This window comes from Oceanobacillus rekensis (assembly GCF_002153375.1).
GTDB classification, from domain to species: domain Bacteria; phylum Bacillota; class Bacilli; order Bacillales; family Amphibacillaceae; genus Oceanobacillus; species Oceanobacillus rekensis.
Genome location: NZ_MTBQ01000011.1, coordinates 38,395 through 52,512, shown reverse-complemented (window position 1 = coordinate 52,512; position 14,118 = coordinate 38,395). Strand labels below are relative to the sequence as shown.

At 37.0% G+C, this 14,118-nt stretch carries 15 protein-coding genes; 12 read left to right on the top strand and 3 right to left on the bottom strand.

Annotation, left to right across the window (positions count from 1 at the left end; translation table 11 throughout):
* The first annotated feature begins 16 nt into the window (after positions 1–16).
* From BV906_RS18865 to BV906_RS18835, 7 genes are all read left to right on the top strand, one after another.
* Positions 17–940 (top strand): CAP domain-containing protein, encoded by a 924-nt coding sequence (locus BV906_RS18865; RefSeq protein WP_087975170.1) that lies wholly within the window; start codon positions 17–19, stop codon positions 938–940.
* A gap of 420 nt (positions 941–1,360) precedes the next feature.
* Positions 1,361–1,708: a hypothetical protein gene (locus tag BV906_RS18860; protein ID WP_087975169.1), complete on the top strand. Its 348-nt coding sequence runs from the start codon at positions 1,361–1,363 to the stop codon at positions 1,706–1,708.
* 49 nt (positions 1,709–1,757) lie between these two features.
* Positions 1,758–2,333 (top strand): DUF6434 domain-containing protein, encoded by a 576-nt coding sequence (locus tag BV906_RS18855; RefSeq protein ID WP_087975168.1) that lies wholly within the window; start codon positions 1,758–1,760, stop codon positions 2,331–2,333.
* Between the two features lie 95 nt (positions 2,334–2,428).
* Positions 2,429–3,205 carry an arylamine N-acetyltransferase family protein gene (locus BV906_RS18850; RefSeq protein ID WP_087975167.1) on the top strand — a complete coding sequence of 259 codons (777 nt, stop codon included), beginning with the start codon at positions 2,429–2,431 and terminating at the stop codon, positions 3,203–3,205.
* 275 nt (positions 3,206–3,480) lie between these two features.
* On the top strand, positions 3,481–3,921 hold the full coding sequence (locus BV906_RS18845; protein ID WP_087975166.1) for a GNAT family N-acetyltransferase: 441 nt from the start codon (positions 3,481–3,483) through the stop codon (positions 3,919–3,921).
* 305 nt (positions 3,922–4,226) lie between these two features.
* The gene (locus tag BV906_RS18840) at positions 4,227–5,222 is read left to right on the top strand and encodes a glutaminase (RefSeq protein ID WP_087975165.1); all 996 of its coding nucleotides are present in this window, start codon (positions 4,227–4,229) and stop codon (positions 5,220–5,222) included.
* A gap of 20 nt (positions 5,223–5,242) precedes the next feature.
* Positions 5,243–5,908 carry an SOS response-associated peptidase gene (locus BV906_RS18835; protein ID WP_087975164.1) on the top strand — a complete coding sequence of 222 codons (666 nt, stop codon included), beginning with the start codon at positions 5,243–5,245 and terminating at the stop codon, positions 5,906–5,908.
* Between the two features lie 50 nt (positions 5,909–5,958).
* On the opposite strand, the gene BV906_RS18830 is transcribed toward BV906_RS18835, so the two are convergent.
* A complete protein-coding gene (locus BV906_RS18830) occupies positions 5,959–7,320 on the bottom strand; it encodes an alanine/glycine:cation symporter family protein (RefSeq protein ID WP_087975163.1) in 1,362 nt (453 codons plus the stop codon).
* Positions 7,321–7,932: 612 nt separating this feature from the next.
* Here BV906_RS18830 and BV906_RS18825 point away from each other — a divergent pair.
* The 5 genes from BV906_RS18825 (at position 7,933) to BV906_RS18805 (ending at position 12,043) form a co-directional block, all read left to right on the top strand.
* Positions 7,933–8,229, top strand: coding sequence for a YtxH domain-containing protein (locus BV906_RS18825; RefSeq protein ID WP_087975162.1), 297 nt, complete (start codon positions 7,933–7,935; stop codon positions 8,227–8,229).
* A 69-nt stretch (positions 8,230–8,298) separates the two neighbouring features.
* Entirely contained in the window at positions 8,299–9,120 is an 822-nt protein-coding gene (locus tag BV906_RS18820; RefSeq protein ID WP_087975161.1) for a YihY/virulence factor BrkB family protein, read from the top strand.
* A gap of 149 nt (positions 9,121–9,269) precedes the next feature.
* The gene (locus BV906_RS18815) at positions 9,270–10,151 is read left to right on the top strand and encodes a transporter substrate-binding domain-containing protein (protein ID WP_087975160.1); all 882 of its coding nucleotides are present in this window, start codon (positions 9,270–9,272) and stop codon (positions 10,149–10,151) included.
* Between the two features lie 100 nt (positions 10,152–10,251).
* Positions 10,252–10,935 carry an amino acid ABC transporter permease gene (locus BV906_RS18810; protein ID WP_087975159.1) on the top strand — a complete coding sequence of 228 codons (684 nt, stop codon included), beginning with the start codon at positions 10,252–10,254 and terminating at the stop codon, positions 10,933–10,935.
* A gap of 658 nt (positions 10,936–11,593) precedes the next feature.
* A complete protein-coding gene (locus BV906_RS18805; protein ID WP_087975158.1) occupies positions 11,594–12,043 on the top strand; it encodes a CBS domain-containing protein in 450 nt (149 codons plus the stop codon).
* A 94-nt stretch (positions 12,044–12,137) separates the two neighbouring features.
* Here BV906_RS18805 and BV906_RS18800 read toward each other — a convergent pair whose 3' ends face one another.
* Together BV906_RS18800 and BV906_RS18795 are read right to left on the bottom strand one after the other, a co-directional pair.
* On the bottom strand, positions 12,138–12,566 hold the full coding sequence (locus tag BV906_RS18800) for a universal stress protein (RefSeq protein ID WP_087975157.1): 429 nt from the start codon (positions 12,564–12,566) through the stop codon (positions 12,138–12,140).
* A gap of 55 nt (positions 12,567–12,621) precedes the next feature.
* A complete protein-coding gene (locus tag BV906_RS18795) occupies positions 12,622–14,088 on the bottom strand; it encodes an MDR family MFS transporter (RefSeq protein WP_087975156.1) in 1,467 nt (488 codons plus the stop codon).
* Between the last annotated feature and the right edge of the window lie 30 nt (positions 14,089–14,118).

Genomic DNA, 14,118 nt, shown 5'->3' with positions numbered 1-14,118 from the left:
AGGAGCGTGCATCTAGATGTTTAAAAAAGTAGGAATCGTTACTGCATTATCTGCAACATTATTATTTGGTGGAGCATTTTCATCGAATGCGGAGGCATCAGCAAATCCAAATCAGTCCGTTGATCTTTCATATAAAGTACTTTATTCTGTGAATGGACAATCGGGTGCTGTTTCAGGGAATGATATGCAAGGTCTTTTAGACAAAGTATCTAATAGATTTGATATTAACTGGAGCAACATCGATTGGGATTCCCTTCAAGTAACAGAGAAGGAAGAAAAAGCACAACCTGAGAAACAAGAAGAATCAACGAAAGAAGAACCTAGTAAAGAAAAGCCTGTTGAAAAGAAACCAGTTCAAAATGAACAACCAAAGGCTGAACAACCAAAAGAAGAAAAACCTGTAGCAGAAGCACCGGTTAAAGAAGCACCAGTTAAAGAAGAGCCTGTCAAAGAAGAACCAGCGAAAGAAGAACCAGTAAAACAGGAACAACCGGCAGCACCAGTACAACAACCAGTTCAGCAAGAAGAACAACCTGAACAAAAGCAAGAACAATCACAACAATTAAGTCAATTTGAACAAGAAGTAGTTGAATTAACTAACCAAGAAAGAGCAAAACAAGGTTTATCAGCATTGCAAATTGATACAGAATTAAGTAAAGTAGCACGTGAAAAGTCTCGTGATATGGCAGTAAATAACTATTTTGCTCATAATAGCCCAACTTACGGATCACCTTTTGATATGATGAAGAGCTTTGGCGTTTCATACAAAACTGCTGGTGAGAACATTGCACAAGGACAACGTACACCTGCAGAAGTTGTAGATGCTTGGATGAACAGTGAAGGACACCGTGCAAATATTTTAAATGGTGACTACACACATATCGGAGTAGGGTATGTTGAAGATGGTAACCATTGGACACAACAATTTATCGGAAAATAATATATTTCAGGGAAAAGACTGGCTCATGAGCCGGTCTTTTTTATTGTGTGCCACATTTTAAGTTTTCAATAGTATAATAGGTTTGACCTGAATACTGGAGGAATTTGTGGTATCTTGGATAACCGATTGGATTTATTGCAAAAAAGGAAGTAAATAAAATCGCGATTGTACTTGTATCGATTGATGGAACCTATCAAAAGGCGAAGATTTCTATCGTTATATACGTTCCATTTTATTGGGAAACTTATAAAGATATGAAAAGCGGTGAATTGGCTGGCACCGTGCAAAATATCATTCAAAACAGTTTGTAGAGAAAAGCTGTTGATGCGTACATACAAGCATAATATATATATAAATTAACATTCCAATCATTGTTCTTTCGGTATACTGATAATAGATAAGTTAAAAGGTGGTTTTTTAATGAATTATATTATTAGTTTTATTATAGCGATTTTGCTAACAGCTCTATCATACTTTTTTGGTAGTCGTTTCATTACCAATGGTATAGCAATCTGGCAAGCTCTCATAATTGGGATTTCCGTAGTTTCATTAGGTGCTATTACTGAGGCGCTTAGAGCACCTGTATGGTTAATTGTACTAATACCTTTTCCAGTCGGAATGTTATTGCTCTTTCTGTTTTTAAATAAACCACTACATACTTGGTTATTTACTTATTTGACAATATTAGTTTTGTACACAGTAATACATATGATAGCAAGCTATTTTTTCCATTTTCATTCTTTAATCCCTGCTTGGAAATTATCTTAAACAGTTAAAGAAGAACAAATTAGTTCAATGAATATCGAGGTGTTATTTAATGAGACCTAATCTCAATCAAGAAATTAATAGTAAGGATTTTAACGATTATTATTGGTTGAAAGAAGAATTGCAATTATTTTGCAGGGAAAATGGAATAAGTGCTTCTGGATCAAAAGTTGAGATATCTGCTCGAATCGAAACATTTCTTCGGACGGGAAAAATAATAGAACCTAGTAAAAAACCAAAGGTAAAAAGGAAGGCAGAACCTCAAGCTAAATTAAGTCTTGACACAGTCATTACGGAAGACCATCGATGCAGCCAAGAGGTAAGATACTTTTTCAACACAATGATCCCTAATTTTCATTTCTCCACCTATATCCAAAACTACTTTAAAAACAACAATGGGAAGACATATCGTGAGGTTGTAGATGCCTGGTATGAGGAAATCGAACGAAAGAAAGATCCTTCCTACAAGAAAGAAATCTCTCCTCAATTTGAATATAATCAATTCTTTCGTGACTTTTTCGCTGATCTGAATAATAAAGGGAAAAGTCGCAAAGAAGCGATTGAAGCCTGGAACGCCATCAAAAAACTTCCAGGAAGTAATAAATATAACTCACAAGTAGACTTTTAATCACCACTGCTATAATTCAATTTGGAGACCGCAAATACGGAGGCCTAACTTTATTTTTTAATAAAGTTAATATGAAAGCAAGGAGTGAGTCAATAATGAATAACATAAACATATTATTTCATAATCGATTAGGTATCCCATATAACGAGAAAATTACTTTCGAAAATCTACATATTATTCTTGAAAAAACAGCGAAAACGATCCCGTTTGAAAATTTATCGATTATAGGTGAAAAGACAACTGAAATTACAGAAGACAATTTAGTACATAAAATACTACAACAAAATGAAGGCGGATTATGCTATGAATTGAATACAATTCTCAACTTATTTTTGGTTGAAAATGGTTTTAACGCAGTACTAATCCGAGGTGTAGTATATGATCAAATGAATCAGAAATGGAGTACGACTGGAAAAACGCATGTAGCTAATCTCATTAGACATCATGAGCAACAATATTTAGTTGATACAGGCTTTGGCGGCAACTTGCCATTAAGGCCTGTTCCAATAAATGGAGAAATAGTAGCTTCAAATAATGGTGAATTTCGAGTGGATCGAATAGAAAGTGAACATGGGGACTATATATTTTATATGAAATTAAAGTACAAGGATAAAGATTGGAAAATAGGTTATGCACTTGATTCTAAGGATGTAATTAGGACGTTACCTGAATTAAATGACGTGCAAAAAACCATAAGGGAACATCCAGATTCGGCATTTAATAAGAATCCGTTAATTACCAGATTAACGGATAAAGGGAACCTGACATTAACAGAAACTTCATTCACCGAATGGGTGGATGGAAAGTTGAATAAAAAAGAGATTGATAAACAATCCTTCCATGATATAGCAGAAAAATACTTTAGTCTCTAATTTCTTACAGGAGTCCAATGAACAAGGGCAGTGGAAATTAAATCTTAGGAATCGTTCAAAAAAGTGTGCTGTCCTAATGATTTGGCTTCGCGATAAGTTTTAGTTTGTTTTCACCTTTTGTGTTAGGCGTATTGGGAATCATATTTGGATGGTTTGGAAATAAAGGTGATGTAAGGATTAGTTTAATAGTAATTAATGTCTTAGCATATGCAAATATTAGAGTAGAAAAGATGTCTATTAGTAGAAGAAGTTATATTAAACGAGGAGGGTTAGGGATGAACACATTAACAATTAAAGAACTCCAATCAAAGAAAGACATTATGGAAGCCTTTCCAGTTATGAAACATTTAAGAACTCATCTCGATGACGAGACATATCTTAAATTAGTATTAGAGGCAAAAGAGATTGATAGCTATAAAATGTTTGCTTTATTTGATGAGGAAGAAATAGTTGCAGTTATTGGTTTCAAGCCTATGATAACGCTATATTATGGCAGATTTGTTTGGGTTTGTGATTTAGTAACGGATAAAAATCAGCGTTCACAAGGTCATGGTGAAAAACTACTTACATATGTTCATAAATGGGCAAATAAAAATAGCTATGAAAGTGTTGCATTATCATCTGGATTACAGCGTACGGACGCACATCGTTTTTATGAAAATAGGATGGAATATGACAAAGTAAGTTATGTATTTAAAGTAAATTTGAATAAATAAGAAATGGAATGAAGTATTTTTACGATTAGGTATTAGCCAAAAGTATTAATGAAGACAGCGTTAAAACAAGGAGCTTCGTTTTCAAGCTCCTTGTTCTGGTGTATTTAAAAATTTCATAATACGATTCTCACATTGTAAAGTAACCGTCTCAATAATTATGAATGAATGACTACGTATTACGTTTAATACATTTACTTAGATTCTAACACGTTGAATATGAAAATATGGGTAGAATAAAAATAGAAAGGGTATAGCAATATATATATACATTCGTCGAAATACATAGAAGTAATGAGGTGAAGGAATTGGTGCAAGGATCTGCGAATTTAAATACTGAAGTGACGGAAGAGTGGCTACAGGAGTATGTTGATGGTTGGGTTAAATTTTTTAAAAAGCAAACTTCTGATGGAGAATTGGCAAACTATATACCGATTTTGGGAGAAGCCGACCCCGAAGCACTCGGAATATCCATTATTGGAAAAAATGGAACGACGATCAAGTCAGGAAATACAGAGGAGAAATTCACAATCCAAAGTATTTCAAAGGTGCTGACATTTATTGTAGCATGTATGGAAAGAGGTCTAACATATGTACTGGATCGTGTAGACGTGGAGCCGACTGGTGAAGCATTTAACTCAATCATGCATTTGGAGATGAAACAACCTAATAAACCGTTCAACCCAATGGTGAATTCCGGGGCTATTACCGTTTCCTCCATGCTTGATGGGAATTCATCCGATCAGAAGCTTGAGACTCTTTTCATACTTATGGAGAAAATGATCGGTCATCGACCAGAAATTAATGTGGAAGCATATGAATCGGAGCGGGATACTTCCATGAAAAACAGGGCGATTGGTTATTATTTGCTGGAAGGAGATTATTTAGAGTCAGACCTTAGTATCACATTGGAAACTTACTTTAAACAAAGTGCCATTGAGATTACGATTGATGACCTGGCCAGAATTGGTTTGGTTTTGTCAAATGATGGTTTTGATCCAGTTACAGAGGAAGAAATAATTCCACGATCTATAACCCGTCTTGCCAAAGCATTAATGTTGACCTGTGGAATGTATGATGCTTCCGGTAAATTCGCAGCATATGTTGGTGTGCCGGCCAAAAGCGGTGTGTCAGGAGGGATATTGGCAGTCGTTCCGCCAAGGGTAAGGGATGAAGAGCTCCCTTTTCTTGAAGGCTGTGGAATTGGTGTTTATGGACCAGCACTGGACAAACAGGGAAATAGTATCGGTGGCATTAAATTATTAAGGCATGTTGCCAACCATTGGGATTTAAGTTTATTCTAGGCAGACAGGAGTGTGATTGTATGTGTGGAAGATATACATTGCTGGCTGATGAACTGGAGCTTTTAAATGACTTTGGACTTGATGAGGGGATAGACTCCTTTAACCAAAGCTATAATATAGCACCAGGCCAGGATGTGCTTGCCATTATACATGATGGTAAGAAGAGAAGGGCGGGCCATCTACGCTGGGGACTTGTACCATCTTGGGCAAAGGATGAAAAGATTGGCTATAAAATGATTAATGCAAGAAGTGAAACAGCAGATGAAAAACCGAGCTTTAAAAAACTGATGTCAAAAAAAAGATGCCTCATTGTAGCAGATAGTTTTTACGAATGGAAAAAGGCGGAAAATATAAAACAGCCAAAAAGAATCCAATTAAAGGATCGGAAATTATTTGCATTTGCTGGTCTCTGGGATAAATGGGAACAGGAAGATCAAACATTATTTACTTGTACAATCCTAACCAAGGAGGCAAATTCTTTTATGCAGGACATTCATCATCGCATGCCAATTATTCTACCAAAGAATAAAGAAGAAGAATGGCTGCAGCCGAATCAACTGCAACCGAATGAAGCTAAACAATTTTTGCAGCATATGGATGATGAGGAATTAACCGCATATAATGTCAGCAATCATGTTAATGCAGCCAAGAATAACGACCCAATATGTATCGACCCAATTGTATAATCAAAAAAGGGATATCCTAAGAAATTACCTAGGACATCCCTTTTTTGATTTTATGCTGATTTTGCTTTCGCAGCTTTTTCCTGTTCTTTTTCTTCCTTAGCGATTTTCATAAACTTCTTCGTTTCATAGACGACAACACCTGATAGACCTAATAGACCGATTAAGTTAGGGATGGCCATTAATGCGTTAAAGATATCGGCAATTCCCCAGACAACATTTAGTTGGGATACGGCACCAACGAATACAAATAGAACGAAGACTGTACGATAGTATGGAATTACTTTATCGTTAAATAGATAACTAAAACATTTCTCACCATAATACGACCAGCCAACTAACGTAGAGTATGCAAAAAGCACTATGGCAATGGATACGAGATAGCCACCGGTATCACCGAGAAATGCTGCAAAAGATAGGCCTGTTAATGCTCCAGTTTCTGCACCGGAGTTATATAAATCAGCCATGACAATTGTAATACCTGTAACAGAACAAACAATAATGGTATCAATAAATACTTGGGTCATGGAAACAAGAGCCTGACGTCCAGGATAATCCGTTTTAGCTGCAGCCGCTGCGATAGGGGCTGACCCTAGACCCGCTTCATTGGAGAAAACGCCACGAGCAACACCATATCTGATAACAGTTCCTAATATCCCCCCACCAGCGGCTTGGGCTGTGAATGCATCCGTGAAAATCAGACTGATTGCTGCTGGAACAATATCAATATTCATTGCGATAATTACAAGACCACCAATTACATAAAATAAAGCCATGATTGGAACGAAAAATGCAGTAACCTTTCCGATACTTTTAATTCCTCCTAAAATAACCAAACCAGTTAATAGTGTAAGGACAATACCCGTAACCCAGCCAGGTACGTTAAAAGAACTATTTAATGCATCAGAAACTGCTTTGGATTGAACCATATTACCAATTCCAAATGCAGCGACAGAGCCGAATATCGCAAAGAGTACCGCAAGCCATTTTTGTTTTAGGCCTTTTTCCAGGTAGTACATGGGACCACCTGACATTTGTCCCTTACTATTTTCCACGCGATACTTCACGGCAAGCAGTGCTTCAGCGTATTTAGTAGCCATCCCAACTAATGCAGTAATCCACATCCAAAACACTGCACCAGGACCCCCGAGAACGACAGCTGTAGCCACCCCTACGATATTACCTGTCCCAACCGTTGCGGCCATTGCAGTTGACAATGCTTCATAATGACTAATATCACCTTTAGATTTCTTATCTTGCCTCGTAGGGCTAAATGCCAACTTCAGTGCATAGGGTAATGCTCGAAACTGTAAAAATCCCAACCGAAATGTTAAATATAAACCTGTCCCAACAATAAGGATTAAAGTCACTGGTCCCCAGACAAAGCTACTTATAGCATTAATTATATCGAGCATACTATTCCCCCTTTTAATTATATACTATCTAATATTCCGAAAATTTCATGAAATGTCAATAGTAAAATAGTAGAATAGAAAAAATATTATTCATAAAGAGTTTTTAGGTGCTTGTTTTTTAATAGGATCTTTGATTAAATTTGGGGCTGTGGAGTCACCGCCCCAAGCAATCCCGGACTGGTGTAGTTGTATGATGCTATTTTAGCTATTAGCAAGTGTAGTCATTGTCAGTAAGCTTCTAACCAACTCTGGGAAATACACGAAGACTCCTACGGGAAGAGAGGCATAGGTGAGACCCTAAAATGTGTCAGCATGAAGGGGATCACCAGTCGCCTTAGGATGCGCGCATTGTATTTCCCAGAGCGGTCGCCCAAGTTGCTTATCTTAGTTCGCGGCATCTCGACTATGCGACAGATAACAACTATCTATGCGAAAACAGCCTTTAAATTAAACTTACATTTTTCAACAAAAATATATCATACACATTTTAATGTTGGATTTATTGTTTATAGTGTAATTAAAAAGTCGAATGGTGTTATGATAAGGGTACAAGTATGACTTTTTTAGGTATTATTTATTTACTTAATTAACTAGTTAAAGGAGATTTTCAGAATGGGAAAACGTAAATTATTGGTTAGTATTACAATTGGGGCTGCTGTTGGAGGGGTAACAGCACTTTTTGACAGGCAAACAAGGGATTATGCCAGGGAAAGACTGCGTGCAGCAAGGAATACTTCCTCTTATTTTATGAATAACCCTTCGGAGGCGATTCATAATTTAAAGAATACTTTCAATCAACTTAACCAGACATTTGCCAGTGGAACAACAAATGCAATCAATGCTTTGGAACAAGTAGAAACAACTTTAGATAAGGTGACGAATAAGAGTAAGGTTAATGAAATAGAATAATAAGAGTCAAGGTGTCCAAACTGTTTAACACACCTAAGATCAGTAATTTTTCATGGGGAGCGAGTGAATATGAAAGACTTAATAAGCCTTGTAAAGCAGTTTTATGAACGTGTAGAAGAAGTTGACGTTTTTGGTCTGGCTGCTCAATTGGCATATTTTTTCTTATTATCACTGTTCCCATTTTTATTATTTTTACTGAATTTAATTGGTTATTTACCAATTGATATACAAGTAATCCTTGATACGATTGATTCTTTTGCACCTTCACAGGTAATGGGTCTCATTAATTCAAATGTTGATCAAATGATGATCGAACAAAATGGTGGTTTACTTTCTATTGGGATCATTGGTACACTCTGGGCAGCGTCTAATGGCGTTAATGCGATAACTAGAGCATTTAACCGAGCATACAGAATTAAAAGAAATCGGTCTTTCCTTATAGATAGGCTAATTGCAATCGTTATGACCATCGCAATGGTTATTGTCATTATCGTCGCCTTGCTGTTACCTGTATTTGGAAGAATGATCGGTATATACATATTTTCTATCTTTGGCTTGTCAGAAGGGTTTCTGAACGTTTGGGAAACACTCAGATGGGTAATCTCTTCTGCTATATTTTTTATTGTTCTGTTCTTTCTTTATAAACTTGCTCCACATAAAAAAATCCGATTTAGAAATATTGTCTGGGGAACATTGTTTGCTACGGTCTCCTGGCAGATGGTTTCATGGGGGTTCTCCTTTTACGTAAATCATATTAGTAATTATTCTACAACTTATGGCAGTCTTGGTACGGTAATTGTTCTGATGATTTGGTTTTATTTGTTTGGTATTATTATCATAACAGGCGGTGTCATCAATGCTTTTATTCGAGAATATCGTTCATTAATATAGCTGCCCAACGATGGAGCAGCTATTTATATTTGTATGATACGAGTTGTTATAGTCTAAACGCTTACTTTTATGAAACAGATATTTTATCTTTCAGTTTAAATCTGTTACAATTATCTGAGAGTTTTATATATAACAAAGGAGTGTAAGAAGTGAGAAAATTTAGTCTATACCTCGTTTTATTAGCGATTATCGCAGTATTAGTTGCCTGTGGTGATTCAGATAGTACAGAAAAGGAAACAAGTAATCAAGAGGAAGACAAAGAAGAAGTTACTGATGAAAGATGGGCAGAAATACAGGAAGCAGGAGAACTGGTTGTAGGGACATCAGGTACCCTGATTGGCGCTTCCTATTATGATGACAATGATGAATTGACCGGGTATGATGTTGAAGTTCTCCGTGAAATTGGCAATCGTCTTGGACTTGATGTCAGCTTTGAAATAATGGGGATTGACAGTATGCTTCCAGCTGTACAAAATGGAAGAATTGATGTAGCAGCAAATGATATTGAAGCAACCGATAAAAGAAAAGAAGAATTTAATTTCAGTGAACCATATAAATATTCCTATTCAACCATGGCAGTTCGTGAATCAGATAATTCAGGAATTGAAACATTGGAGGATTTAGAAGGGAAAAAAGCTGGTGGTGGTGCAACAACGATATACAGCCAGATTGCTGAACATTTTGGTGCAGAAGTAATTACATATGGTAACGCACCAAATGAAGCATACTTAAGTGATGTCAGTAATGCAAGAACAGATGTGGTCATCAATGATTATTATTTAACGAAATTCGGTGTAGCGGCATTTCCTGATTTTGATTTGCATCTGCATCCAACATTAAAATTTCATCCAACAGAACAAGCTGTTGTCATTCCTAAAGATGCGAATCAGCTTACCGAAGAAATTAACAATGTATTAAGTGAAATGCGTGAAGATGGAACATTATCTGAACTAGCAATACAATTCTATGAAGAAGATGCTTCTACAAAGCCTGAGGGTGAAATCGAAGTAATCGAAGGTCTTGATCTGTAAAGGTTATTCAAAAAGTCGATAAAAATGATATGTTAAACTTTTAGTTTTTTCTATTGCTTTTTATCTCCTTTTTGGATCTTTATTGTAAGGAGAATGATACATGAACTTCAATGGATTTGATTTTGGAGGATTATTCGATATCGAACTGGCAATCGATAGTCTTCCCTTTATTTTAGAAGGCTTACCGATGACAGTTATTATTTCCATTGTTGGTATGGGAATTGGGCTTGTTTTGGGATTACTTCTTGCACTTGCCAGAGGATCCAAGAATATTCTATTGCGATGGCCATCTCGTGTATATATTTCCTTTATGCGTGGTACCCCAATGCTCGTATTTCTGTTTATATTATACTTTGGCTTACCCGTCATTGGAATTGAATTTACTGCAATGACCGCTGCCATCATTGGGTTTGGGTTGAATAGTTCTGCATATATTGCCGAAATAGACAGGTCATCCCTTAACAGTGTTGACAAGGGGCAATGGGAATCAGCAAAAGCATTGAATTTGCCATACTGGACAACATTGAGAAAAATCATATTGCCCCAGGCAACCCGTATTGCCATTCCACCTTTAACAAGTGTGTTTATGGATATTGTTAAAGCAACATCGCTCGCAGCTGTTATTACAGTACCAGAGCTTTTTCAAAAAACACAAATTGTTGCAGGCAGAGAATTCGATGCCATGACAATGTATGTGCTCGTAGCGTTCATTTATTGGCCTGTTTGTATACTGATAGGATACTTACAGGAAAGATTGGAAAAACGATATAGCAGGTTTGTTTAATAACCCTAGGAACTATCCCATCAAATGGACGTCCATTTGATGGGATAGTTTTATTCATTTTTAAGGCTCTGTTCGTAAGTATTGTATTCAATTTTCTTAGCCAGAGATAGCTAAGAAGTACTTACATATCATAGGTAACTGTTATAACCGCCGTCCGGGATCGCTGCGGGCGGATGCGCACCTTAGGGCACGGCCTCAGCCCCGAAGAAAACCACTCTTCTGGTCTTCGGACACGTGCTATTACCGCAGGAGTCACCGCCCTTCACTCACCTGGACTGGTGAAGCTTTAGGATGTAGTTTTAGCTATTATTAGGAAGTGTAGTCATTGTCAGCAAGCTTCTAACCAGCTCTGGGAAATATACGGAGACTCCTACGGGAAAAGAGGCATAGGTGAGACACTGAAATGCGTCAGCATGAAGGGGCTCACCAGCCGCCTTAGGATGCGCGAATTGTATTTCCCAGAGCGGTGGCCGAAGCTACTTATCCTGTGTAGGAGATGGGGAGTGCGGTTTCCGACTATTTTGATGGGCGTGTTAACTGCAGTTCCAAGCTTACCGTAAATAAATTGGACAAATTTGAGGTAACACAAGGAGTTGTTTTTATGTTAAAGTATAAACATACCAACTATGTATGCGGTTACAATTAAAGGGGGGTTATAATGCAAGTAAGGGACTTCATGATTACTAACGTCTTTACAGTAAAACCTTCGAATACTATCAAGGAATTATTAACGATACTTCATTCAAATCGAATTGGTGGTGTGCCAGTTGTTGATGACCAAGGTAACTTGGTCGGCATGGTATCTGATGGAGATATATTACGCTACCTCGCTCCAAAGCCTGTAGGTATCGCTGGCCTTGTTTATATTATAGAGGATGGTGAAATAGAGGATGTTGTACAAGAGAAATTGGATACTCCAGTAAAAGAAATTATGACGAAAAGAAATCTTCTCTTCGTATCACCTGATGAAGAGTTTGAAATGACACTTCGCTTAATTTCCCGGCACCGTTTCAAAAAGCTGCCTGTAGTTAATGGGGCTGGTCGTGTTATTGGTGTGCTTAGCAGGGGAGATATTATAAAAAATATTTCGGAAAAGATTATTTCATAAAATGAGAGCGCATTCCTGCGAACATATAAAAAGAAACCATTCGCAGCAGTAAATTTTGCGAATGGTTTCTTGGAAACTTAGCACTTACCAGGCTTTATTCAGGTTTACGGACCACTAATACGTCACATGTAGCGGAACGTACGATTGCTCCAGATACGGAACCAGTTATAAAACGTTCAACAACATTTAGCCCTGTTGCACCACAGACAATTAAATCAGCCTTTACAGATTCAGCAATCTCATTTGTAATAAGCGTTTTTGGGGAACCGAATTCAATTACTGAACTTACGCCTTCAATCCCTTCAGCTTCAGCTTGTGACTCGTAGTCTTTTACAAGGTCTTCTGATAATTTCTGTGTGCGTCGGAGCGCAGAAGATTCAAATCCACTGGTATTAATCACATTTACAATAGTCAATTTTGAATCTTTATTTCGTTTTGCAATACGGATAGATTTTTGGAAGGCATATTCAGCTTCTTGTGAGCCGTCTATACCTACTAGAATACTTTTATACTGATGTTTCATTTTCAATTAACTCCTTCTGTATTAGCATTTAGAAGATCCATATTTGCTATTTTAATCACGATGAATACTTATGTGCAGGTTCTGTTGTTTTTACTGTTGCTTGAGATGTTTCTTTTCCTTTGCTCTGTTTTCTCGTAAAGAAAGAACAAATTAATGCTATTACTGAAATTCCTGTAATAAAGTAGAAGGCATATTTTATACCAGCAGCCAACACTTCTGGTTGAGTAGCATCAGGAGTAACTGCTAAGTGACCGTTTTGACCAGCTGTAAATAATGTAATCGCTATTGCTGTCCCTGCAGCACCAGCTACTTGATTCAATGTATTCATAGCAGCAGATCCGTCCGCATATAACTCACGCGGCAATTGGTTGAGCGCATTTGTTTGCGATGGCATCATTACCATTGTTAGTCCAAAGAATAGAATCATAAAGGCAACAAGTATTTGCCATGCAGGTGTTGTTGCTGAAACAACAGTCAAGAACATGACATTCGCAATTACGACAATTAAAGAACCGGTGATTACGAAAATACGTGGTCCGAATTTATCAAATAGAGCTCCAACAATTGGTGACAAGATAAAGTTAACGGCATTACCAGGAAGCAATATTAAACCAGCCACTGCTGCACTAAATAGTAAGGTACCCTTTAAATACATTGGCAATAAGATTCCAGTTGATAAAATCATTAGAATACCAAGGAACATCATTGCTGTTCCCAATGTGAACATAGGATACTTGAAAACACGTAAATTAACCATTGGTTGATCCATTTTCATTTGACGAACGCCAAATAATAGAAGGGCGATAATCCCTACAAGTAATGGTGCCCAAACCCCGGGTGATGAAATAGGTGCTGCTGCCATTGTTGCCAAAGCATAAATTAATCCACCAAAACCAAATGTTGATAAAACAATTGATGAAAAGTCAATTTTTGGTTTCGTAATTTCTGAAACATTCTGGATTTTAACTACAGCAAAAAGTGACAATATCACATATAAAGCAGCGCTAATCCAGAAAATATAAGGCCAACCCAACGTACTAATAATGACTCCTGAAAGTGTTGGTCCTAATGCTGGACCTAATGTAATAACAAGCCCCATAAGACCCATTACAACTCCACGTTTGTGAACAGGGAAAATAATTAAAAGAACACTCGTCATTACTGGTATTAGAATACCTGTACCGACTGCTTGAACGACACGGCCGATTAATAGCATTGTAAAATCAAAAGCCAATGCCGCTAAGATCGTTCCGAGTAGCGAAAGAACAAGTCCCCCGATAACTAATTGTCTAGTACTAAACCATTTCATTAAAAGTGCTGAAATCGGAACTAGAATAGCTAAGATTAGCAGGTACCCTGTTGTCAACCACTGTCCAGTAGCCGCTGTAATCGAGAATTGCTCCATAATATTTGATAATGCCATATTTAATGCTGTTTCTCCAAATAATCCAATAAAAGTACCGAACATTAAAATAAATGCCATAATCTTTGGATTTTTAACGTTAATTGGTGTATTACTCATATTAATTGTACATCTCCTTTAAATTTACAT